This window comes from Streptomyces wedmorensis (genome assembly GCF_000716445.1).
Taxonomy (GTDB): Bacteria; Actinomycetota; Actinomycetes; order Streptomycetales; family Streptomycetaceae; genus Streptomyces; species Streptomyces wedmorensis.
The window spans coordinates 82,679-105,697 of record NZ_JNWK01000016.1; the positions used below are offsets into that span (position 1 = coordinate 82,679).

17 protein-coding genes are annotated in these 23,019 nt (G+C 74.5%); 11 read left to right on the forward strand and 6 right to left on the reverse strand.

Annotated elements, in window-relative coordinates; translation table 11 throughout:
• Positions 1 to 41: 41 nt before the first annotated feature.
• The 4 genes from OO54_RS15415 to OO54_RS15430 are packed head-to-tail and all read left to right on the forward strand — an operon-like array spanning position 42 to position 4,235.
• On the forward strand, positions 42 to 1,721 hold the full coding sequence (locus tag OO54_RS15415; RefSeq protein WP_033203467.1) for an FAD-dependent oxidoreductase: 1,680 nt from the start codon (positions 42 to 44) through the stop codon (positions 1,719 to 1,721).
• Positions 1,722 to 1,729: 8 nt separating this feature from the next.
• Positions 1,730 to 2,560, forward strand: coding sequence for a glucose 1-dehydrogenase (locus OO54_RS15420; protein ID WP_033203470.1), 831 nt, complete (start codon positions 1,730 to 1,732; stop codon positions 2,558 to 2,560).
• Positions 2,560 to 3,324, forward strand: coding sequence for a glucose 1-dehydrogenase (locus OO54_RS15425; protein ID WP_033203471.1), 765 nt, complete (start codon positions 2,560 to 2,562; stop codon positions 3,322 to 3,324). Before OO54_RS15420 ends, OO54_RS15425 begins: the two co-directional genes overlap by 1 nt.
• Positions 3,321 to 4,235, forward strand: coding sequence for an alpha/beta hydrolase (locus tag OO54_RS15430; RefSeq protein WP_033203473.1), 915 nt, complete (start codon positions 3,321 to 3,323; stop codon positions 4,233 to 4,235). Before OO54_RS15425 ends, OO54_RS15430 begins: the two co-directional genes overlap by 4 nt.
• 74 nt (positions 4,236 to 4,309) lie before the next feature.
• On the opposite strand, the gene OO54_RS15435 is transcribed toward OO54_RS15430, so the two are convergent.
• Together OO54_RS15435 and OO54_RS15440 are read right to left on the reverse strand one after the other, a co-directional pair.
• A complete protein-coding gene (locus OO54_RS15435) occupies positions 4,310 to 5,932 on the reverse strand; it encodes a flavin-containing monooxygenase (protein ID WP_051786966.1) in 1,623 nt (540 codons plus the stop codon).
• A 13-nt stretch (positions 5,933 to 5,945) separates the two neighbouring features.
• Positions 5,946 to 7,493 carry a FadD3 family acyl-CoA ligase gene (locus OO54_RS15440; protein ID WP_033203475.1) on the reverse strand — a complete coding sequence of 516 codons (1,548 nt, stop codon included), beginning with the start codon at positions 7,491 to 7,493 and terminating at the stop codon, positions 5,946 to 5,948.
• A gap of 291 nt (positions 7,494 to 7,784) precedes the next feature.
• Here OO54_RS15440 and OO54_RS15445 point away from each other — a divergent pair, with 291 nt between their 5' ends.
• The 3 genes from OO54_RS15445 to OO54_RS15455 all read left to right on the forward strand — a co-directional run bounded on the left by OO54_RS15445 (position 7,785) and on the right by OO54_RS15455 (position 12,980).
• A complete protein-coding gene (locus OO54_RS15445) occupies positions 7,785 to 10,613 on the forward strand; it encodes a helix-turn-helix transcriptional regulator (protein WP_234439418.1) in 2,829 nt (942 codons plus the stop codon).
• A 192-nt stretch (positions 10,614 to 10,805) separates the two neighbouring features.
• Positions 10,806 to 11,288: an ATP-binding protein gene (locus OO54_RS42410; RefSeq protein ID WP_051786967.1), complete on the forward strand. Its 483-nt coding sequence runs from the start codon at positions 10,806 to 10,808 to the stop codon at positions 11,286 to 11,288.
• Between the two features lie 171 nt (positions 11,289 to 11,459).
• Positions 11,460 to 12,980, forward strand: coding sequence for a catalase (locus OO54_RS15455; RefSeq protein ID WP_033203477.1), 1,521 nt, complete (start codon positions 11,460 to 11,462; stop codon positions 12,978 to 12,980).
• Between the two features lie 32 nt (positions 12,981 to 13,012).
• Here OO54_RS15455 and OO54_RS15460 read toward each other — a convergent pair whose 3' ends face one another.
• Positions 13,013 to 14,152, reverse strand: a complete 1,140-nt coding sequence (locus OO54_RS15460) for a mechanosensitive ion channel family protein (RefSeq protein WP_051786972.1) — start codon at positions 14,150 to 14,152, stop codon at positions 13,013 to 13,015.
• 112 nt (positions 14,153 to 14,264) lie between these two features.
• On the reverse strand, positions 14,265 to 14,771 hold the full coding sequence (locus OO54_RS15465; protein WP_033203479.1) for a flavin reductase family protein: 507 nt from the start codon (positions 14,769 to 14,771) through the stop codon (positions 14,265 to 14,267).
• A gap of 208 nt (positions 14,772 to 14,979) precedes the next feature.
• On the opposite strand from OO54_RS15465, the gene OO54_RS42415 reads away from it, so the two are divergent.
• Entirely contained in the window at positions 14,980 to 16,395 is a 1,416-nt protein-coding gene (locus OO54_RS42415) for a DUF5685 family protein (protein ID WP_051786968.1), read from the forward strand.
• Positions 16,396 to 16,516: 121 nt separating this feature from the next.
• On the opposite strand, the gene OO54_RS15475 is transcribed toward OO54_RS42415, so the two are convergent.
• Both OO54_RS15475 and OO54_RS15480 read right to left on the reverse strand, forming a co-directional pair.
• The gene (locus OO54_RS15475) at positions 16,517 to 17,728 is read right to left on the reverse strand and encodes a tetratricopeptide repeat protein (RefSeq protein WP_033203481.1); all 1,212 of its coding nucleotides are present in this window, start codon (positions 17,726 to 17,728) and stop codon (positions 16,517 to 16,519) included.
• Positions 17,729 to 17,760: 32 nt separating this feature from the next.
• Entirely contained in the window at positions 17,761 to 21,117 is a 3,357-nt protein-coding gene (locus OO54_RS15480) for a CHAT domain-containing protein (protein WP_033203533.1), read from the reverse strand.
• Between the two features lie 223 nt (positions 21,118 to 21,340).
• Between OO54_RS15480 and OO54_RS15485 the strand changes: the two genes are divergently transcribed.
• From OO54_RS15485 to OO54_RS15495, 3 genes are all read left to right on the forward strand, one after another.
• The gene (locus tag OO54_RS15485) at positions 21,341 to 21,775 is read left to right on the forward strand and encodes a hypothetical protein (protein ID WP_033203483.1); all 435 of its coding nucleotides are present in this window, start codon (positions 21,341 to 21,343) and stop codon (positions 21,773 to 21,775) included.
• A complete protein-coding gene (locus tag OO54_RS15490; protein ID WP_033203485.1) occupies positions 21,772 to 22,683 on the forward strand; it encodes a hypothetical protein in 912 nt (303 codons plus the stop codon). The genes OO54_RS15485 and OO54_RS15490 overlap by 4 nt, the downstream gene beginning before the upstream one ends.
• Before the next feature lie 82 nt (positions 22,684 to 22,765).
• The gene (locus tag OO54_RS15495) at positions 22,766 to 22,990 is read left to right on the forward strand and encodes a DUF6458 family protein (protein WP_033203487.1); all 225 of its coding nucleotides are present in this window, start codon (positions 22,766 to 22,768) and stop codon (positions 22,988 to 22,990) included.
• Positions 22,991 to 23,019 lie beyond the last annotated feature (29 nt).

The following is a 23,019-nucleotide window of genomic DNA, read 5'->3' on the forward strand; positions in this document are numbered from 1 at the left end:
CGACCACCCAAGGCCTGCCCGACGAGACCAGGGAGAACCCGATGAACGACCAGTGGGACCACACGTACGACGTGGTGGTCGTCGGCTCCGGCGCCGCCGGCATGGCCGCGGCCCTCACGGCCCGGCTGCGCGGACTGACCGCCCTGGTGCTGGAGAAGACCGACGTCTACGGCGGCTCGACCGCCCTGTCCGGCGGGGCGATCTGGGTGCCGGACAACTTCCACCTGGACGCCGCCGGGCTCGGCGACACCCCCGAGAAGGCCCGCGCCTACCTCGACGCCACGGTCGGCGACCGGGTCCCCGCCGAGCGCAAGGACGCCTACGTCGCCCACGGACCGCGGATGGTGAAGGAGTTCCACGACCGCACGGACGTGAGGTTCGTGTACACCCCCGGCTACTCCGACTACTACCCCGAGCGGCTCGGCGGCTACCCGCAGGGCCGCTCCATCGAACCTCAGGTCTTCGACTTCAGGAAGCTCGGCCCCGAGCAGCGCGCCGCCATGCGCCGCGCCGGACTGCCCACCTACGGCCTCACCATCACCTCCAAGGACTTCCGGCAGCTGAACATGGTGGGCCGCACCTGGTCCGGCCGCCGCACCGCCCTCAAGGTCGGCGCCCAAGCGGTCAAGGCCCGGCTCTCCGGCCGGGAGATGCTGTCGCTCGGCGAGGCGCTGGTCGCCCGCATGCGGCACTCCCTCGACACCCTCGGCGCCGACCTGTGGCTCTCCGCGCCGCTGACCGGACTGGTCGAGGAGGACGGCCGGGTCACCGGCGTCCGCATCACCAGGGACGGGCGCGAGCTCACCGTCCGGGCCCGGGGCGGCGTCGTCCTCGCCTCCGGAGGCTTCTCCCACGACCAGCGGCTGCGCGAGAAGCACCTGCCGACACCCACCTCCAGCGAGTGGAGCTCCGCGGCCGACGGCCAGACCGGTGACGCCCTGGAACCCGCCACGGCCCTCGGCGCCGCCACCGACCTGATGGACCGGGTCTGGGGAGCGCCGTCGGTGGTGCCACCCGACGGGAAGCCGTTCTTCCTCGTCGCCGACCGCGGCATCCCCGGCATGGTGATCGTCGACTCGGCGGGGAAGCGCTACGCCAACGAGGCGGCCCCGTACCACGAGTTCGTCGACGCGATGTACGCCCACGACGGGCCCGAGGCGACCACCGTGCCGTCCTGGCTGATCCTCGACTCCACCTCCAAGGCCCGCTACGTCTTCATGGGCCTCTTCCCGGGCCAGGCGTTCCCCAGGCCGTGGCTGGAGAGCGGCTTCGTCAAGAAGGCCGCGACCGTCGAGGAACTGGCCGCGGGGATCGGCATCGCCCCGGAGCGCCTGCGCGCCACCGTCGACCGCTTCAACGGCTTCGCCCGCACCGGCCGCGACGAGGACTTCCACCGCGGCGACAGCGTCTACGACCGCTACTACGGCGACCCGACGCTGCCCAACCCCAACCTGGCGCCCCTGGACAAGGGCCCGTACTACGCGATCCCCGTCCACCCGGGCGACATCGGCACCAAGGGCGGCCTGGTCACCGACGCCACCGCCCGCGTGCTGCGCGAGGACGGCACCCCCATCGACGGTCTGTACGCCTGTGGCAACGTCTCGTCCGCCGTCATGGGGGAGACCTACCCGGGACCCGGCGCGACCATCGGCCCCGCCATGACCTTCGGCTGGCTCGCGGCCGGCCACATCGCCCGTACGCGCTCCGCCGGGGCGCGGTGACGAGCCCGATGACGGATCTGCGAGGCAGGACGGTGATCATCACCGGTGGGGCGCGGGGGATAGGCGCGGAGGTCGGCCGGGTGGCCGTCGCGTCCGGCGCCCGGGTCGTCCTCACCGACGTACGGGAGGAGGAGGGCCGGGCGGCGGCCGAGGAGCTCGGCGGCGATGCCCTCTTCGCCCGCCACGACGTCACCTCCGAGGACGACTGGCGCGAGGTCGTCGACTTCGCCGTCGCCGCCTTCGGCCGGGTGGACGGACTGGTCGACAACGCGGGAATCTCCGGCGGTTCCCAGCACCTGGAGGAGCAGTCGGCGGAGGCGTTCCGCCGCGTCCTCGACGTCGACCTCACCGGTGTGTTCCTCGGCATGCGGGCCGTGATCCCGGGGATGCGGGCGAACGGCGGCGGCTCCATCGTCAACATCTCCTCCGCGGCGGGCCTGACGGGCCTGGCCGGGACCGCCGGCTACGGGGCGGCCAAGTGGGGCGTGCGCGGGCTCACCAAGCTCGGCGCCGTGGAGCTCGCGGGCGACCGCATCCGCGTCAACTCCGTACACCCGGGCATGATCCACACGCCCATGACCGCGCACGTGGGCATCGAGCGCGGCGAGGGGAGGTATCCGGACGCCCCGATGGGACGGGTCGGTGAGCCGCAGGAGGTCGCGCACGCGGTCGCCTTCCTGCTCTCGGACGCCGCCGCGTACGTCACCGGCGCCGAACTGGCCGTCGACGGCGGCTGGACGACCGGACCGCCCCTACGACAGACCCTCCGACCACCCCTCCGACCACCCCTACGACCGCCCCTCCGACCGCCCCTCCGACCGACCGAGGAGAACCGCTGATGCCCGTCGACCTGACAGGAAAGGTCGCGCTCGTCACCGGCGCGGCCCGCGGCGTGGGGGAGGCCGAGGCCCGTCTCTTCGCGGCCCTCGGGGCGAAGGTCGTCCTCACCGACGTCCTGGAGACGGAGGGCGCGGCGACGGCCGCCTCCCTCGGCGCCGCCGCCCGCTTCGTACGCCACGACGTGACCGACGAGCGGTCATGGGCCGCCGCCGTGGCCACCGCCCTGGACGCCTTCGGCCGGCTCGACGTCCTCGTCAACAACGCCGCGATCTACTCCACCTCGCCGATCACGGAGGAGGACCCGGCCCGCCTGGAGGCCATCATCCGGGTCAACCTGATCGGCCCGTTCCTCGGCGTCCGCGCCGTCGCCGCCGCGATGAAGGCGGGCGGCGGCGGGTCCGTCGTGAACATCTCCTCGCAGGCCGGCCTCCAGGGCATCTGGGGGCACGGGGCGTACGGAGCCGCGAAATGGGGACTGCGCGGCCTGACCAGAACGGCCGCGCTGGAACTCGGCCCGGACGGCATCCGGGTCAACTCCGTCCACCCGGGCGCCATCGCCACGGCGATGACCGCCCACCTGGGCACCAGGGAACACCCGGGCGCCCCGCTCGGACGGGTGGGGGAACCCGAGGAGGTCGCCCGCCTCGTCGCCTTCCTCGCCTCCGACGACTCCTCGTACCTGTCCGGCGCCGAACTCGCCGTCGACGGCGGCGCGTCGGCGGGCCGCATGCCGCTCCTCACCCCGAAGGGAACGGACGAGTGAACCGACCCGACCCCGAGGTCCAGGCCGTCATCGACCTGGCCACCGCGGGCTTCCCCCCACTGGCGACCGAGATGACGGACATCGCCGAGGTGCGCGCCTTCTTCGCCGCCCGCCCCCGGCCGGCCGCCCCACCGACGCCCGTCGCCCGCGTCGCGGACGAGGACGCCGACGGCGTGCCCGTCCGCGTGTACGACCCGCGGGTCCACGAGACCGCCCCCGTGATCGTGTTCTGCCACGGGGGCGGCTTCGTCCTCTGCGACCTCGACAGCCACGACGCCTTCTGCCGCTCCCTCGCCCGCGCGACGGAAGCGGTCGTCGTCTCCGTCGACTACCGCCGCGCCCCCGAACACCCCTTCCCCGCCGCTCCCGAGGACGCCTACACGGCCCTGCTGTGGACGGCGGCGACCTTCCCGGGCCGCCGGATCGCCGTCGCCGGGGACAGCGCGGGCGCCAACCTCGCCACCGTCCTCACCCTGCTCGCCCGCGACCGGGGCGGCCCCGAGATCGCCTGCCAGGCGCTCTACTACCCGATGCTCGACCCCACGCGCTCGCGTGCCTCGCACCGGGAGAACGCCCAGGGCTACTTCCTCACCGCCGACCACCTGCGGTGGTACTGGGACGGCTACCTGCCGGACCCGGCGGCGCGCACCAGCCCCTACGCGGCCCCGCTGGCCGGCGCCGACCTGTCGGGCCTCCCTCCGGCGCAGCTCGTCACCGCCGGCTTCGACCCGCTGCGGGACGACGGCCTGGCGTACGCGGACGCCCTCGCCGCGGCGGGCGTTCCGGTGGAGGCCCGCCACCACGCCGGCATGTTCCACGGCTTCCTCTCCATGGCGGGCGCCCTGCCCGCGGCGGCCGAGGCCAGGGAGGCCGCCTTCGCCGCCCTGCGCGAGGCCCTCACCCCACGTTGACCGACGTGTACGCGTGCGCCCCGCCCCCACCTGATCCGGTGGGGGCGGGCGCCTCTTCGTACCCGCGGGCCGCGTCACCCGTCCAGCAGCGCGAACCCCTTGTATCCCGAGGCCGCGACGTCCGCGATGATCTCCCCGTACACCCCGAAGCCACCGATGAACGGCATGAACACCCGGGGCTTCCCGGGGATGTTGGCGCCCAGGTACCAGGAGTTCGCCGCCGGGAACAGCGTGGCCGCCGCCCGGTCGCGGCACTCCGCGACCCACTGCTCGACGGCGTCCCCGCTCGCCTCGATCGCCCGGTGGCCGTGCTCGTCCAGATGGCGCAGGCAGTCGGCGAGCCAGTCGACGTGCTGCTCGGCGCACAGCACCACGTTGGCCATGACCGAGGGGCTGCCCGCACCGGTGAGGTGGAACAGGTTCGGGAAGCCGTCGACGCCCAGGCCCAGATAGGTGCGGGGGCCCCCGCTCCACACGTCCCTCAGCCGCCGGCCACCGCGCCCTCGGACGTCCACCCGGTCGACGGCGCCGGTCATCGCGTCGAAACCGGTCGCGAACACGATCGCGTCCAGTTCCACCCGGGTGCCGTCGGCCAGCACGATCCCGCTGCCGTCGATCCGCTCGATCGTGTTCTCCCGCAGGTTCACGAGGCGCACGTCGCCCCGGTTGAACGTCTCGTAGTAGTGCGAGTCGGTGACGATCCGCTTGGTGCCGATCGGGTGGTCCGTCGGCACGAGCAGGTCGGCGACGGCCGGATCCTCGATGAGCGCGCGGACCTTCTCCTCCCAGAACGCGCGCGCCTCGTCGTTCGCCGCACGGTCGGTGAGCTGGTCGGGGAACGTCTTGGAGTACAGGACGCCGCCGAGCTCCCACCGCTCCTCGAACGCGGCCCGCCGCTCGGCCGGGGACACGGCGAACGTCGCCGAGGGGTGAGCCGCGTGCGGCGAGCCGCCGCCGCTGAGCCGGGACAGCCGACGCCGCTCGGCGTAGCCGGCCTTCTGCCGGCGGCGCGTCTCCTCGTCCAGGGGCGTGTTGCCCGCGGGGATGCTGAAGTTGGCGCTGCGCTGGAAGACCGTGAGGTGCGCCGCCTGCTCGGCGATCAGCGGGATCGCCTGGATGCCCGAGGACCCGGTGCCGATCACGCCGACGCGCAACCCGGCGAAGTCCACGCCCTCCCGGGGCCAGGCACCGGTGTGGTACGTGGCGCCGGCGAACTCCCCGGCCCCCGCGATGTCCGGCACGTGGGTGCTGGAGAGGCAGCCGACGGCGAACACGCAGAACCGGGCCGACACCACCTCCCCGTCGTCCGTGCGGACCGTCCAGCGCAGCGTCTCCTCGTCCAGTTCCGCCGAGGTCACCGACGTCGAGAAGGTGTAGCTGCGGCGCAGGTCGAAGCGGTCGGCGACATGGCTCAGGTAGCGCCGGATCTCCGGTTGGGCGGCGTACTTCTCGCTCCAGTCCCACTCCTGCTGGAGCTCCTCGTCGAAGGAGTACGAGTAGTCCACGGACTCCACATCGCAGCGGGCGCCCGGGTAGCGGTTCCAGTACCAGACGCCGCCCACGTCGTCACCGCGCTCGAAGGCGCGCACGCGGTGGCCCAGACCGCGCAGCCTGTGCACGGCGTACAGACCCGTCACGCCCGCCCCGACGACCACGACGTCGACGACGTCGGGGGACTCGGTGATGCTGTCGTTCACGCTCGAACTCTCCTCATCGGATGGTGGTGTGTCCCGCGCGCCGCCGCAGCGCGTTCTTGTCGACCTTGCCCGCCGCGTTGTGCGGCAGCGCGGGCACGGAGCGGAAGGCGCGCGGGACCTTGAAGTTGGCGAGCCGCTCGCGGGTGTACGCGGTCAGTTCCGCCGCGTCGAACGGAGCCCCGGCCGCCGGTACGCAGTACGCCTCGCCGACCTCCCCGAGCCGCCCGTCCGGCACGCCGACGACGGCCACGTCCAGGACGGCCGGGTGGCCGCGCAGCACCTGCTCCACCTCCGCCGGGTACACGTTGAAGCCGCCGACCACGAACATGTCCTTCAGCCGGTCGGTGATCCGCAGGAAACCGCGCTCGTCCAGGACCCCCACGTCCCCCGTGCGCAGCCAGCCGTCCGCGTCGACGGCCCGCGCGGTGGCCCCGGGGTCGTCGAGATAGCCGTGCATCACGTGATGGCCGCGGGTGAGGATCTCCCCGGGCTCCCCGGGCGGCGCGTCGACGCGCAGCTCCGTGCCCTCGAGCGCCGTCCCGGAGGTGCGGGCCAGCGTCGCGGGGGACTCGTGCGGCGGGCAGATCGCGACCACGCCCGTCGCCTCGGTCAGCCCGTACGCGGTGCTGACGCTCCGCGCGCCGAGGGACGTCCTGATCTGCTCGATCAGCGCGGTGGGGATGTTCGCGGCGCCCGTGACCGCCATCCGCATCGACCCCAGGTCGTACGCCTCGCGCTCCGGATGGCGCAGGAGCGACGTGAAGACCGTCGGCGCACCGGTCAGGACGGAGATCCGCTCCTCCTGGATCCTCCCGAGGACGGCCCCGGCCTCGAACACCCGCTCCGGGACGATCGTCGCCCCGTGCAGCAGGCAGGCCAGCACCCCGGCCTTGTAGCCGAAGGTGTGGAAGAACGGGTTGACCAGCAGGTACCGGTCGCCGCGCCGCAGGGTGACCGTACGGGCCCAGGCGTCGTACACGCGCAGGTTCTGCCCGTGCGTCGCGGGCACGCCCTTCGGGCGGCCGGAGGTCCCCGAGGTGAAGAGGACGTCGGCGGTGTCGGCGGGGCGCACGGCGGCGCTCCGGGCCAGCCGCTCCTCCCCGGTGACCCGGTCCGCGCCCCTGAGGAAGCGGGCCCACTCCGCGGAGTGCAGGGTCACCGTCCCTTCGAGCAGCGGGAGCTCCTCGCCCGAGGCCGCGAGCAGCGCCCGGTAGTCGGTACCCAGGAAGTCGTGCTCGGTGAACAGCAGCCGGGCGCGGGACCTGCGCAGGATGTCGGCGGCCTCGGCCGCCCTGTAGCGGGTGTTGACCGGGACGAGCACCCCGCCCGCCGCCACCGCGCCGAGCGCCGCCACCACCCATCGGGCGCTGTTCGGCGCCCACACGGCGACCGCGTCCCCCGGGCGCACCCCGTGCGCGATCACCGCCCGCGCCACCCGGTCGACCCGGTCCGCCAGTTCCGCGAACGTCCACCGGTCCCCGCCGAAGACGAGGGCCTCCTCGTGCCCGTACCTCTCCGCGGCCCAGTCCGCGAGCCGGGCGATCGTCAGCGCGCCCCTCATGATCTGTCACGTCCTCCCTCCGGCCCGCCCCACGTGCGGGGCACGGGCGGCCGAACCACGGCGGATCGGAGCCTGACAGGAAGACCCCACCCCACGCAGGTCGCGATTCCCGCTCACCGGGAACCCGCCGCGATCGGCGTCCCGCACGGCGTCCCGCCGCCGTCCGGTCGTCCGCCGGGGTCCGCCCGCTTAGGCTGGAAGGGCCGGGGGCGTCCGAGGGGCGAGGTGGGTGAGCGCGTGGCGGGGTCACTCGGCCGGGGAGCTGCCACCGCGGTGGGCACGTTCCGTTACGTGGGACGCCGCCGTGAGCTGGACCTGCTCGTGGCCGCGGTGCGGCAGCCGCCCGCCGTGGTGCTGATCGAGGGCGAAGCGGGGATCGGGAAGTCGAGGCTGGTCGGCGAGGCCGCCGCGCTGTGGCGCGCGGAGGGCAGGCCGGTGCTCGCAGGCTTCTGCCAGCCGTTGCGCGAGCCCTTCCCGTACGGACCGGTGTCCGACGCGCTGACCAAGGCCGGCCCGTGGCTCCCGGACGGCGGCCTGCCCGACCCGGTCGGCGCTCTGGTCCCGCTCCTGCCGGGCCTCGCGGACCGGCTCCCCGCGGCGACGTACGAGCAGGGAGGGGACCAGGCCGAACGGCTCCGGCTCGTCCACGGCGTGCGGGCCCTCCTCGCCGCCCTGGGGCCGACCGTACTGATCATCGAGGACATGCACTGGGTCGACGAGGCCACCCGGGACCTGCTCCTGCTGCTCGCCCGCGACCTGCCGGAGGACCTCACCCTCGTCCTCACCTACCGCGCCGAGGACCTGCCCCCGGACACGTCGGTGCTCGGCGCCGCCTACCGCCACCCGTCGGGCGCCGGCGGCGCCGTGATCAGACTCGGACCGCTCACACAGGAGGAGGTCGGGGAACTGGCCTCCGCGGCGCTCGGCCCGGTCGCCACGCCCGCCCTCGCGGCCGCGCTGTACGAGCGGAGCGAGGGCCTGCCGCTGGTCGCCGAGGAGGACCTCCTCACGCTCGCCGAGCAGGGAGGCACGACCGACCAGCGGGACGCGGTCCGCAGCCTGCGGGACACCGACGTGCCCAAGGGCCTGCGCGAGGCCGTCACCGAGCGGCTGGCCGGTCTCTCGCCGGCCGGCGCGGCCGTCGTCGACGCCGCGGCCGTGCTCGCCGTCCCCTCGGACGAGGCACTGCTCGCCGCGGTCGCCGGTCTCGGCGCCGAGACCGGCGCCGACGGGCTGATCGAGGTGCTGCGCAGCTCGCTGCTCCGCGAGACGGAGGACCACCGGTACGCGTTCCGGCACGTCCTGGCCCAGCAGGTCGCGTACCGCCACATCCCCGCGCCGAGGCGGAGCCGGCTGCACGCGGCCGCCGTGGCGGCGCTCCAGGAGCGGACCCCCGCGCCGCTCGTGCAGATCGCCCATCACACGCTGGCGCTGGGCGACCGCGCCGCGTGGCTGCGGCGGGCCGAGGAGGCCGCCGAGCAGGCCGTCACCGTCGGGGACCAGGGCACGGCCGCCGCACTGCTCCACCGGATCCTCGACGAGCCCGGACTCGACACCGAGCGGCGCTCCCGGGCCGCCACCGCGCTCGCGCGGATCGCGTACAACGGCGTCGACTTCACCTCCGCCGCCCGGCTGCTGCGGCGCCTGGTGGAGGACCCGCACCTGCCGAGGACCGTCCGCGGGGAGATCCGCACCGGCCTCGGACTGCTCCTCCTGAACGAGTCCGCGTCACCGTCGTGGGTGCGCGAACTCGAACTCGCGGTCGAGGACCTGTCGGAGCGACCCGTGACGGCCGGCCGGGCGATGCTCGCCCTCGCGCTCAACGAGCGGGCCGGACCGGCATGGACGGCACGCTGGATGGACCGCGCCCGCCAGGCCCTCGACGACAGCGGAGACGAGGCCCTCCAGGCCGCGTACGAGGCGACGCACCTGACCCTGCTCAGCTGGCAGGGCGACCGCGCGCTCTGGGACCTCGTCGACGCCCTCCCACGGGACGCGGACGCTCCGGCCCAGCTCTGGCAGACCGCCCGGGCCCTCCACAACGTCGCCGAGGCCGCCATCGCGCTCGGGCACGACGTCCGCGCCGCCGGCCTGGTCGAGGAGAGCCGGCAGCAGGGCCGCCGGGCCGGTGCGGTGATCGTGGAGTGCTACGGGCGCGTCCTCGAACTCTGGCTGGACACCCTCGGCGGGCGCTGGGACGGCCTCGAAGACCGCTTCGACGCCCTGATCGCCGCGTATCCGGGCATCAGCGTGCCCCACGCGGAGCGCCTGCTGTCCCTCGGCGCGCTGGCGTTCGCGCGCGGGCAGCGCGACCTGGCCCTGGAGCACTTCGACCGGGCCGCGAAGCACGGAGCGCGCCAGATCGCCGTGAGCACCGAGCTGCGCGGCACCGCCGGCCTCATGTCCGTCCGGCTCGCCCAGGGAGCCGGCCAGGAGGCCTGGGCGGCGGCCGAACCCGCCCTCACCGTCCTCCGCCGCGCACAGGCCTGGACGAAGGCCACGGGACTCGTCCCCGTCGCCGTCGAAGCGGCCCTCGCGAGCTCCGACCGCCCCGCCGCCCAGCGGCTCGTCGAGGAGGCCGACCAGGGGCTGCGGGGCCGCGACGCCCCTGCGGCGCGGGCGGAGCTCCACACGGCCCGCGGACTGCTCCACCTCGACGCCGAGCCGTCCCGCGCGGCCGAGGATTTCGACGCCGCCCGCCGCGGATGGCTGGACATCGGGCGCCCCTACGAGGCCGCCCGCGCCACCGAGCGCCAGGGCCACGCGCTCGCCCTGGCCCGCGAGCCCGCCGAAGCGGCGGCACTCCTGGGCACGGCCGCCGACGCGTACTCCGCACTCGGCGCCCAGGCCGACGCGTCCCGCTCCCGGCACCTGCTCCGGGACCTCGGCCTCGCCCGGCCCGACACCCCGGGCCGCCGCGGCTACGGGGACCGGCTCTCCCCCCGCGAACGCCAGGTGGCGGAACTCCTCGCCGAAGGCGCGACCAACCAGGCCATCGCCGACACCCTGTACCTCTCGCCGCGAACCGTCGAGAACCACGTCGCCAGCGTCCTGCGCAAGCTGCGCACCACCCGCAAGGCCGTGGCGGCCGCGCTCGGGGACCCCGCCGAGGACGCCTGAGACCCTGCCGGGCCCGTGGTCGGCCGGCGGAGCGGGTGCCGGTCCCCCGGCCCGCCGCGCGGTGCTTCCCGCGCGGTACCGGGTTGGGTACCGGCTTGGGTACCCCTAAAACCCCCGACCCGGATTGTTTCCGTACCCCCGGGCCCGCACCGTGGAGAGCGGGGGGAACCGTCCGCCGTCCCGGGAGACCCGATGCACGCCATCCCGCACCTCAGTCCGGTCGCCGTCGCCGAGAACCGGCCCGGCCTCAGCCCGACGCCGTGGCCGGACCTGACGCGCGCCGAGCCGCGGACCGCCGGATGCCTGACGGCCGCGACCGCGGCCTCCGTGCCGGTGCTCCGCCGCTTCGCCCGAGGTGTGGCGGCCCGCTGGGGCCTGCCGGCCGGGATCGACGACAGCCTGCGACTCGTGGTGAGCGAGCTCGTGGGCAACGCGGTCCGTCACAGCGGCGGCCCCGACGTGGCACTGTTCCTCTCCGTCGGCCACTCGACCCTCGCCGTCGAGGTCAAGGACAACGGCCGCTGGCGACCCCACGTCGGCCGCCCCCGCCACGACGACGACCTCGCCTGCGGCGGCCGCGGCCTGGACATCGTCGCGGCCTGCGCGCTGCGCTGCACCGTCCACACCAGGCCCGACGGGACCCGCATCGTCGCCGAGCTCTCCCTCCGGGACTGACCGGACGGCAGCGCCTCGGGCGCGTCGGGGAGCGGCGTCCGCCGGTGCCCGGCGTGCCCGGCCTCCGGTGGTGGCTTGGGCCGGGTGGGGCGAGGCTGGGACACGTGTGTGCGGGGCGGCGAGGACGCGCCCCGCGGGCTCGTCCATAGCCGAGGAAAGGCAGCACGACCGATGACCGACAGCCGACCCGCCACCACGACCGATTCCGGTGCCCCGGTGGAGAGCGACGAACACTCGCTCACCGTGGGCCCGGGCGGTCCGATCCTGCTGCAGGACGCCTACCTGATCGAGCAGATGGCGCAGTTCAACCGCGAACGGATCCCCGAGCGCCAGCCGCACGCCAAGGGCAGCGGCGCGTTCGGCCGCTTCGAGGTCACGCACGACGTCAGCCGCTACACCAAGGCGGCCCTGTTCCAGCCCGGCACCCGTACCGACCTGGTCATCCGCTTCTCCACCGTCGCCGGCGAGCGCGGCAGCCCGGACACCTGGCGCGACCCGCGCGGCTTCGCGGTGAAGTTCTACACCAGCGAAGGCAACTACGACATGGTCGGCAACAACACCCCGGTGTTCTTCGTCAAGGACCCGATGAAGTTCCAGCACTTCATCAGGTCCCAGAAGCGCCGCGCCGACAACAACCTGCGCGACCACGACATGCAGTGGGACTTCTGGACCCTCTCGCCCGAGTCCGCGCACCAGGTGACCTGGCTGATGGGCGACCGGGGCATCCCGCGCACCTGGCGCCACATGAACGGCTACACGTCCCACACCTACATGTGGATCAACGAGTCCGGCGAACGGTTCTGGGTCAAGTACCACTTCAAGACCGACCAGGGCATCGAGTTCTTCACCCAGCACGAGGCCGACCAGATGGCCGCCGTCGACACCGACTACCACACGCGGGACCTCTTCGAGCACATCCGCGACGGCGACTTCCCGAGCTGGACGCTGCACGTGCAGGTCATGCCGTACGAGGAGGCCGCCGGATACCGGTTCAACCCCTTCGACCTCACCAAGGTGTGGCCGCACGGCGACTACCCGCTCATCCCGGTGGGCCGCATGACGCTGGACCGCAACCCGACCGACAACCACGCCGAGATCGAGCAGGCCGCCTTCCAGCCGAACAACCTCGTCCCCGGCATCGGACCGAGCCCCGACCGGATGCTGCTGGCCCGGCTGTTCTCGTACGCGGACGCCCACCGCCACCGCATCGGTGCCAACTACCAGCAGCTTCCCGTGAACGCGCCCGTCGTCGACGTCCACACGTACTCGAAGGACGGGGCGATGGCCTACCGAAAGACGACCGACCCGGTCTACGCACCCAATTCCAAGGGCGGCCCGGCGGCCGACACCGACCGCTACGGGTCCCCGCCCAGCTGGACGGCGGACGGCGAGATCACCCGCGCGGCCTACGTCTCCCACCCGGACGACGACGACTGGGGCCAGCCCGGCACCCTCGTGCGCGAGGTACTGGACGACGGGGCCCGCGACCGCCTGGTCGACAACGTGGTCGGCCACCTCCTCAACGGCGTCTCCGAGCCCGTCCTGGAGCGGGCCTTCGCCTACTGGACGAACATCGACAAGACGATCGGCGAGCGCATCACCCAGGGCGTGCGGGCCAAGGCCGACGAGAAGGATCCCAAGGCGGCCGAACAGGGCAACCCCGCGCGCCGCTCCATGCAGGAGAAGGCCTGACAGAACCCTTCGGCCGCCCGCCGGGCACGCGCTCATTCCGGGGGTGTGTCCGCCGGCCGGTCGGCGTTCCGGACGGCCGGACGCGAGCGTCGTTGCCGCGGGGCCCGGGAGCCTTCCCCCGGCCGGTCGAGGGCGTCGGCCGCGGGAGCGGTGACGACCTTGGGGAGGGCGCCCGGATGCTCCCTCGCGAGCCAGGCCACGAGTTCCTCCCGTACGGCGCAACGGGTCGTCCACAGGTCGTCCGCGTCCTTGGCGGTCACGATCGCCCGCACCGTGATCCCGGTCGGCGAGGTGTCGGTGACGGCGAGGTCCCAGCCCCGCCCGTCCCAGGTGCCGCACGTGGCGAGGAACTCGTGGAGGTGCGCCCGCATGAGCGCGACCGGTGTGGTGTGGTCGCAGTGGACGAAGACCGACCCCGTCATCTCCGCGCCGCCGCGCGACCAGTTCTCGAACGGCCGCGAGGTGAAGTAGGAGACGGGGAGGGTGACGCGACGCTCGTCCCAGGTCCGGACCGTGAGGAACGTGAGGGTCACCTCCTCCACGACACCCCATTCGCCGTCGACGACGACGGTGTCACCGATGCGGACCATGTCGCCGAAGGCGATCTGGAAGCCGGCGAACAGGTTGCTCAGCGTCGACTGGGCCGCCACGCCCGCCACGATGCCGATGATCCCGGCCGAGGCGAGCAGGGAGGTGCCGAGGGTGCGGAAGGAGGGGAAGGTGACGAGGGCCGCGGCAGCGGCGAGCACCCCGACGGCGACGGACACCACCCGCATGATCAGCGTGACCTGCGTACGGACCCGGCGGAGCCGTGCCGCGTCGCGTGAACGGCCGGCGTACCGCGCGTACGTCGACTCGACGACGGCCGCGACCGTCCGCACCGTCAGCCAGGCCCCGCCGCCGATCAGGCACAACAGCAGGACGTGGCGCATCGCCTCCGCGTGCTCGGCCAGCGGCGCCCGTGCCGCCGCCACGGGATAGGTCCCTCTCAGGAGGGCGGCCATCAGTACGACGTACAACGGCGTGCGGCAGCGGCGCAGCAGCCCCCAGAGCGGGGTCTCCGGATGCCGCGCGTCGGCGAACCGTGCCAGCAGGTCGGCCGCCCGGCAGACACCGAAGGCCACCAGCGCCGAGCCGCCGACGGCGATCGCCAGCCGGATGACGCTCTCCATGTACTCCTCCCAGTCGACGAGTCGGACAGACTTCCTGTACGCCTCGCCGCCCGCGGGCACGCCAAACATCCGACTTCGGACCCCCGGCGGTCCCACCACGGGACCACCCGGATCAGGCGGGGTGCCCGGGGGAGAACCGGTCCGCGTCGCTGAGCACGAACAGGCGGGGCCCGGCGTCGCCGGGACCGGTCGCTCCGTCGTGGCGGCCCTCGGCGACCGGCGAGAGCAGGAAGCCCACGTGGTCCCCACCGTCGAAGCGGGCCTCCACCGTGCCGGTGAACCAGCCGGCGGAGTCGGCGAGCACCGGACTGCCGGCGTACCCCGGCTCCCAGTCCACGCGGGCGAACTTGTCGATCTCGTCGCCGGTCTCCTCGCCGAACAGCCGCGCCGTCTCCCGGTGCTCGGTGGTCAGCAGGTGGACCGTCAGGTACGACGCCCGGCAGGCGACCCGGTAGGTGCGGTTGGCCCGGGACAGCCACACCGTGAAGCGGGCCGGGCGGATCGAACTCTGCGACGCGAACCCGATGAGACAACCGGCCCGCTCGCCGTCGTCCGCCGTCGCGGTCACGACGTACATCGGAGGGTCGAGCAACGTGGTGAACGCGTCCAAGGCCGCCACGGTCAGTCCTTCCCGACTGTCGCCCCCCCTCCAGAATAGCGAGCGGACCGGCCCCGGCCGTTCACGGAAGGGAGCATCTAGGATGTCGGCCGCGCGTCGATGTCACACACGTTGGACGTTTCGCGAGGTCGGGCTCATGCGCGGGCTCGCGTTCGTGAACCGTCCGACCGGTGCGCGCGGGTAGCTGTCTCTACGGGGGAGAACTTCGGTGTTCGGAATCATCAGGCCGTGCCGTCATCGTCTGGGCGAGGGCTTGCGTACCGAGTGGATGGCGCATCTGTGCGGGCTGTGTCTGACGCTGCGCAGCGAGTACGGGCAGTTCGCGAGGGTGGCCACCAACTACGACGGCCTGATCGTCTCGGTGCTGACCGAAGCGCAGTCGGAGCGTTCGGGGGACTGGCGACGGGGTGCCGGTCCGTGCCCGCTGCGCGGGATGCGGTCGGCGGACGTGGCGCAGGGCGAGGGCGCGCGGCTGGCGGCGACGGTGTCGCTGGTGCTGGCCGCCGCGAAGATACGCGACCACGTGGCCGACGGCGACGGCCTGGTCGGGCGCCGCCCGGTGGCGGTGGCGGCACGCCGGATCGCCCGCGGCTGGGACCGTGCGGGCGCCGCGGGCGGCGAACGGCTCGGCTTCGACACCGCGGTGCTGCTCGGGGCGGTCGAGCGTCAGCCGGACATCGAGCGGTCGACCGGCTTCGGCGGCTCGCTCCTGACGGTCACGGAACCCACGGAGACGGCGACCGCGGCCGCTTTCGCGTACACCGCGGTGCTCACGGACCGGCCGGGCAACGCCGAACCGCTGGCGGAGGCCGGCCGGCTGTTCGGCCGGCTGGCGCACCTGCTGGACGCCGTGGAGGACCTGGACGCGGACGCGGCGTCGGGCGCGTGGAACCCGATCGCCGTGACCGGCGCGACCCGTGCCGACGTGCGTCGGCTGTGCGACGACGCCGTCCACGGCATCCGACTCGCCCTGTCCGACGCCGACTTCGTCGACGGGCGACTGGTGCAGGCCCTTCTGGGCCTCGAGTTGGAGCGTGCCGTCGATCGCGTCTTCGACCCCCGGCACCGTCACCACCAGCACCGCCCCCAGACGCGGAGCCTGCGCATGCTGCCCTGGCTGGGGCGGCGAACGGCGACGGACACGCCCTCGGAGGCCGGCACGGGCGAGGCCTGCGGCGTCGGCGTGCTCGCGGGCGCGGCCCGGGAGGGCGGGCCCATGGCGTCGGGCCGCCGGCAGGAGGCGCACTGCCGGCGTTGTGGGGAGTGGCGTCGGCAGTGCCCCGATTGCGGCCTGTGCTACGAGTGCTGCCGCTGCGACGACGGGGACGACGGGGAGCCCATCGAGTTCGGGGGCGGCAACAGCGGCGGGGGTTCCCAGCGGGACGGCTCCGGCAGGGACGGCTCCGGGGGCGACGGCTGGTTCGGCGGCCAGGGCGGTGGACAGGGCGGCGGCAACTGGGGCGGCTCGTCCGGTGGTTCGGGCGGCGGTCACGGTTCCGGCGGTTCCGGTGGGTCCGGCGGTTCGGGTGGCTCCGGCGGTTCGGGTGGGTCCGGCGGTTGCGGCGGCGGCTCGGGCGACGGCTGCTGCAACCCGTGCAAGTGCTGTTGCGACTGCTGCGACTGACCGACGGACGACCGACGGACGACCGACGGACGACCGACGGACGGACCCACGGACGGACCCACGGACGGACCGATGGACCGACCAGCGGACCGTCCGACGGACCGACCACCGTGTCGGCCTGTCAGGTGTCGTCCCGTAGCCAGGCCAGCTTCTCCTCGGCCGCCCGCTGACGGGGGTGCCCCGGGCCGTGGATGCGCCGGTAGTCGCGGACACAGCGTTCGAGGAGCGCGGCGGCCTCGTCGTACCGCTCCACGTCGATCAGGACGTTGGCGAGGTTGTCCCGGGTCGACACGGTGATCGGGTGGTCCTCGCCGTTCAGGGCCACCCGTCCGGCCAGGACGTCGCGCAGGACGGGGACCGCGTCTTCGTAGCGCTCCATGGCGTGCAGGACGGCCGCCAGGTTGTTGCGCGCCGTGAAGGTGGTCTCGTGGTGCGGTCCCACGGTCGCCTCGAACGACCGGATGACGGCGCGGAGCTGCGTCTCCGCCTCGGTGTGGCGGTCCAGCCGGACCAGTACGGCACCGAGGTTGGCCCGGGCCGCCGCGGTGCGCTCGTGGTCGGGCCCGTAACGCCGCTCGAGCCGCGGCACGAGGCCGCGCAGCGCCCGCTCGCATTCCTGGTGGCGGCCGCACTTGAGCAGCGAGGCGGCGTGGGAGTTGGCGGCGGTCAGCACGTCCGGATGGTCGGGCCCGAGCAGCCGGGTGCGCCGCTCCAGCACGTCCCGTTGCAGCGGCTCGGCCTCGGGGGCGCGCCTGAGGTCCTCCAGGACTGCGGCCAGCCCGGCCGCGCTGCGCAGGGTGTCGGGGTGATCGCGTCCCAGTGTCTCCGTCTGGCCGCGGAAGGTGTCGCGCCAGGCCGATTCGGCGAGTCGCAGCTGTCCGGTCTCGTGGAGCAGGTCGGCGAGTTCGGCCGAGGTGCGCAGGGTCTCCTCGTGGTGGGGGCCCAGGACCGTCCACTGGCCTCGGGCCACCTCCTGGTAGAACGTCACCGCCTCCTCGCCGCGTCCGGGGACCGACGCGATGACCCGGGCCAGATCGCGCACCGCGTCGAGCGCGTCCGGGTGCTCGGGGCCCAGGCGTTCGACGACGCCCCGGGCGCGCATGGTGTGCCACTCCTCGGGGGAGATCTCGATCCGCGCGATCTCCTCCTGCGGCCTGCCCTCCGTCACCTCGGTGATGGTGATGTGGGCACCGCCCGGCCGCCGGGTGCGCCCCGCCTCCTGCTCCTGCTCCCGTGTCTCGCTCCGCCCGGACGGTTCCGACGCGTCGGCCCCACCGCCCGCGCCGTTCTCCGTGTCCTCCTGAGCGGCCTTGCGCCGCCACCACCGGCTCATCGTGGCTGTCTCCTCTCGTCCGTGTGAGTGCTTCAGGCGCCCGCGTGTACGTGGGCGGCCCACAGGCTCGGGCTGGCGGCGAACGCGGTACGGCACTCCAGGACCGCCCGGTGCAGAGCGGCCGCCGTCCTGCCGACGTCCAGGGCCGGCCCGCCGTCGCCGTCGGTACGCAGCCCCCTGTAGAGGAGGCGGGTGACCCGCACGGCCACGGCGTCGTGGACCGGCCAGAGCGTGCCGACGGCGTGCGGGTATCCCGCGAGCTGGAAAGCGGAGGTGATGTGGATGGACTCGTCGGCGAGGTCCCCGTCGGCGCGCGCCGTCTCGCAGGCGGACAGCACCGCGAGTCGCGCGGCCGGCAGATCCAGCCGGGCGATCTGCCGGACGGTCAGCGGCCGCGTCGGATGGTCGTGCACGAGGAGCCGGCCCGCCGAGGGGTCGGCGGGCGCACTGACCCCGTGACAGGCGAAGTGGACGCAGGGGTGATCGGGAAGGGCGGCCACGACCCGGTCGAAGGTGGCTTCCTCCCCGTACAGCACGTCGATCGGCAGCAGCGCGCGCAGCGCCTCCACCTCGCGTCGTGCCCCGCCGAGCGGCCTGGCTCCCGGAGTGTCGGGGAGCGCCACGGCGAGGAGCCGGCCGGAGGGCCACGGGGCGGCGGCCCGGTCCCGGGCGTACCTGAGGGCCGTGACGGTCGGCGTGTAGGAGGAGACCACCCGGTCCATGACGGCCTGTGGTCCCGCCCCGGCGCCGCCCTCGTGCGGCGGCACGGTTCCGGTGCCGTCGCCGTGGTGACCCGCGGCGTGCAGGGGCAGGGCGGCCAGCGCCCCGCCCGGCGACCACCACAGCCGGGGCAGTTCGCCCCCGGGCCCGGGGGCACCGGAAAGACCGAGCCGGTCGAGTACGGGACCGGTGACGTGGTCCCACGTCCAGGCCAGGACCTCGGCGACGGTCCGCTGGGCGGCCTTGTCGCGGGCGGGGTCCATCGCGTCGGCGAGCGCGCGCCGGAGCCGGTCGGCCTGTTCGCCGACCGCGTCCGGCGTGGCCCGTGGCAACGGGACGAGGAGGACGCCTCCCGGGCGCAGGACCAGGGCGTCGCTCCGGTAGCCGCTGCAGTAGGCGAGCACCACGGGGCCCTTCCCCGCGCACGCGAGCAGGGCGCGCTCGTCCGGCGCGGCGAGGAAGTCGGCGAAGCCCGGCGCCTCGCGGATCTCGGCCACCAGCTCTTCCAGGCTGCTCGCCAGGGCGTGCCGCTGGTCCGTGGCCTGCGGCAGGCGGCCCAGGGCCGTTTCGGCCGCGTCGACGGCTTCCAGCGCGTCGAGCCGGTCACGGACCGAGACGAATCGCTCGGCGAGGGCCGGATGGGCGCCGCGCAGCCGTCCGACCCCGTCCCGGGTGGCCATGGCCCGGCTCAGCAGGACTCCCCGGCCCTGCTCCAGGAGCGACACCGCGCGTTCCGGACGTCCCGCGTTGACCGCGCACGCGGCGGCCTCGGCGGCAAGTCCCCGCACGCGGGACAGGCCACGCTCCTGGTCGCTGCGGGCCAGCCGACCGGACGCGGCGAACGGCAGCAGTTCCAGGGCCGCTTCATGGCCGCGCAGTGCCTCGTCCCAGCGGAGACCGGCGGCCGCCGCGGCTCCCCAGTCCCAGGCCGCGAGCACCCGCTCGTAGGCGGGCATGGCCTTCGTGCCGGCGGCCTGCCGGTAGGCGTCCTCGGCGGCCCGCAACACGCCCGGGTCGCCGTCCCGGTGGTGCAGGGCGCGTAACGCGTCGCCGTACGACCGCAGATAGGAGCCATGGGGGGAGCCGCCCTCCGGGGCGGACCAGACGGCCCGGCCCAGGTCGCTGACCGCCCGCTCCAGCAGCCCTTCGCGCTCGCTGTGATGATGCAGGGTCAGGCGCGCGGATCCGACGTTGGAGAGTACGAGCGCCAGCGCCGGATCGCCGTACGGAACGTGCTCGGCGGCCTCCTCCAGGAGAGCGACCGCCTCGTCGAGGTCCGTCAGGTCGGCGCTCACCCCGAACCGCGTGCGCAGGGCGTTGGCCAGGTGGTTCAACCGGTCCGCCCGGACCGCTCCGCTGTGCGGCGCCAGCGCCAGGGCGCGGCGGGCCGCGCCGACCGCCTCGTCGGCGGCGGCCGTGTCACCGGTCGCGTCGTGCCAGCTCTGCAGGACGACGCCGAGGTTGGCGAGGCGCACGACCTGCGCGGCGGGGGAGGCCGGAGTCGCGTGGAGCGCGTCCCGGGCCAGCCGGGTGGCCTCCCGCAGGGAGCCCAGGTCGTCCGTCTGCAGGGCGCGTTCCCGCAAGGTGACGGCGAGGTTCGCCAGGGTGTCGGCGTACGGGCCGGTGCCCGGCCGCTGCCGGGCCAGGGCGGACCGCAGGACGGCGACCGCCTCGTCGAGCACCCCTTCGTCCCCGGTCGACTGGGCCAGCCGGTGCAGGGTGTTGCCGAGGCTGTTCATCCTGATGGCCCGCTCGGGCGCGCCGTCGGCGTACAGCGGCAGGGCCTCGCGCAGCAGGCGCGCGGATTCACGCAGCAGCGCGGGATCTCCGTCGCCCTCGGCGGCCAGGCGCAGGGCGACGCCCAGACCGGCGAGCCGCTCGGCGCGGTCCGGATGGCCGGCGCCGGTCTCGGCCAGCGCGGTGCGGTGCACCTCCAGCATCTCCGCGCGGTGCGCCTCGCCGGCGTCGTGATCGTGCCACTGGCGCAGGCCCTGGGCGAGGTTCGCCAGCACGACCGGGCGCACCCCGCCGCTGCCCGGCGGGCTCTCGCGCAGCGCGTCCCGCCACACGTCCAGGGCCTCGCGCAGAGCGGCGACGTCACCGCTGTGCAGAGCAGCGCCGTACAGCGCCGTGGCGAGGTTGTTGCGGTAGCCGGACCGGTCGGGCGAGCCGGGCGGAAGGATCTCCAGCGCGTCCCGCAAGGCGCTCGTCGCCCGCGCGAGGTCCGTCCCGTCCGCGGGACCCTCGCCGCCTCGCGCACCGCTCTTGTGCCGCTCCTGCAGGGCCTCGCCCAGCGAGGCCAGGGCCTGCGCGCCGGTCGTGGCGTCCTGCGGCAGGTCGGCCGCCCGGTCGAGCAGCTCGACCGCCCGGTCGAGATCGCTCGCCCGCCCGTGGAGGTCGAAGCGCCGCCGGTACGCCAGGGCGAGGATGGTCACGTCCTGGGGGCGTACGCGATCGACGGACACCCGCTCGTGGCCGAAGGCGATCAGCTCCTCCAGATCGCCGGAGTCCCCGGTCAGTCGCCATCGCTGGTGCAGGGCGAGCAGGAGATTGCCGGCGCGGCCCGGCACGGAGGCGTCGGCGGGCTCCGTGGCCGCGAGCTCCCGGCGGTACGACCGGATGGCCTCGTCGAGCGCCCCGCGGTCGCCCGTCCTGAGATGGTGCAGCAACAGGCCGTCGGCACCGGGCCGTCCGCCCGGTCCTCCGGCTGCCGTCGCATCCGCCGCGCTGACCACGACCACCCCCGGTTGACGCCGCCCCGGACCGCGCATCCGCCACGTGCCTTCCCTGCCCCGGCCCGTGTTCACGATAGCCAAGAAGCCCTCGGATCGACGAGCAACGGCCTTACAATCGGCGCGATGTGACAACCGGCGTCCGAGGGGGAGCGGGAGCGTGGCGGACACGGCCGACGGGGCGGACACAGGCGACGCGCGGATCGGGGAGCTCTGCCGGCGGCTCACGGACCCCGCCTCCTCGGCGGAGCTCGACGCTCTGGGCGAGCAGGGGGCGAGGCTCGTCGAGGCCATCGTCTCCGCCCTGCGCGACGGCCGTTCCCTCCCGCAACTCGGCGACCACCTGGACGCGTTGGAAGAGCTGCTGCTCGCCGCGGGACACAGCGCGGGGCTCGGCTCGTACCGCACGACGTCTCCGCCCCCCGTCCCCGGCTTCCAGAGCCTGCCGGTGGCCGGACCGGGGCATCCCGCCCTGTACGTGCTCGCCTGCCCCACGGGCCGGTGCGGGCGCGTGGAGGCACCGGACGCCGACGCCCCGGATCAGCCCGTGTGCGGCATCCTCGACCGGCCGCTGAACGCGGTGCACCTCCGGTGACCAGTGCCTTCCTCAGCGCGCTGGGGGGCCGGATCGCCGAGCGGTGGCTGACGCTGCTGGCACTGCCCGGGCTCCTGTTCATCGCCGCCGTCACCACGGCGACCGTGCTCGGCCACGAACACTGGTCCGACGCGGGGAAGTTGCGGGCCTGGCTCGACGCGCTCGCCGGTTCCCCCGCGTCCCGGAGCGCCGGCACCATCGCCCTCGTGGCCCTGGGGGTCCTCCTCGCCGCGGCCGCGATCGGCACGGCCGCCCAGACCCTCGGCGCCGGAGTGGAACTCCTCTGGTGCGCCGAACCCCGCGGACCCCTGCTGCGCCGCCTCGCCGACCGGCGGACGCGCCGGTGGCGCGCCGCCGACGCCGCCTTCCGCACCGCGCTGGTCACGGCCGGCCGGGCCCGCATCGCGGGCTCGGACGAAGCCGACCGGCTCGCCGGCCTCGCGGAGAGCCGCTTCGCCGAACGTGAGCGCATCGCCGCCGCCGCGCCACGCCACCCGTTCGGCATGGGCGACCGGCTCGCCGCACCCGGGCAACGGCTCTGGCGCGCCTACCGCCTGGACCTCGCGGCGGCCTGGCCCCACCTGTGGCTCCTCGCCGACGAGGGCATCCGTGCCGAACTGCACGCGGCCCGCGGCCGGTTCGCCGCGGCGGCGCGCCTGTGCGTGTGGGGCGCGGCCTATCTGGTGCTGGGCCTCTGGTGGTGGCCGGCCGCCCTGGTCGGGATCACCGCCCTCGCCGCGGGCCTCCGCCGCGGCCGGGCCGCCGCGGACGCCTTCGCGGAACTCACCGAAGCCCTCGCCGACCTCCACGTCCGCGACCTGGCGGCCGCCCTGGGCATCGATTCCCCCTCGGGCATGGACCGCACGCTCGGCGAGCGCCTCTCCCGGGCCCTGCGCAAGCCCGCCTGACGCCCCGTCCCTTCCCACGGTCGGGGTAAGAGCCGAAGACCGGGGTACGCGGGGGACGTCCGACCCGACAAGGGAGGAAACCATGGGTCTCGGAGTCTGCATCATCCTGATCGCCGTCGGAGCCATACTCACCTTCGCGTCCGACTGGGAGGTCGACGGGGTCAACGTCGACCTGGTCGGTCTGATCCTGATGGCCGTCGGCATCATCGGCACCGCCGTGTACACGAGCATCCTGCGCCGCCGCCGGGTGGTCGTTCCCCCGGTCGCCCCCACGATCACCGACGACGAGCGGCGCGACCTGCGCTGAGTCCCCGGTGAGTCCGCCGTTCCTCGGCA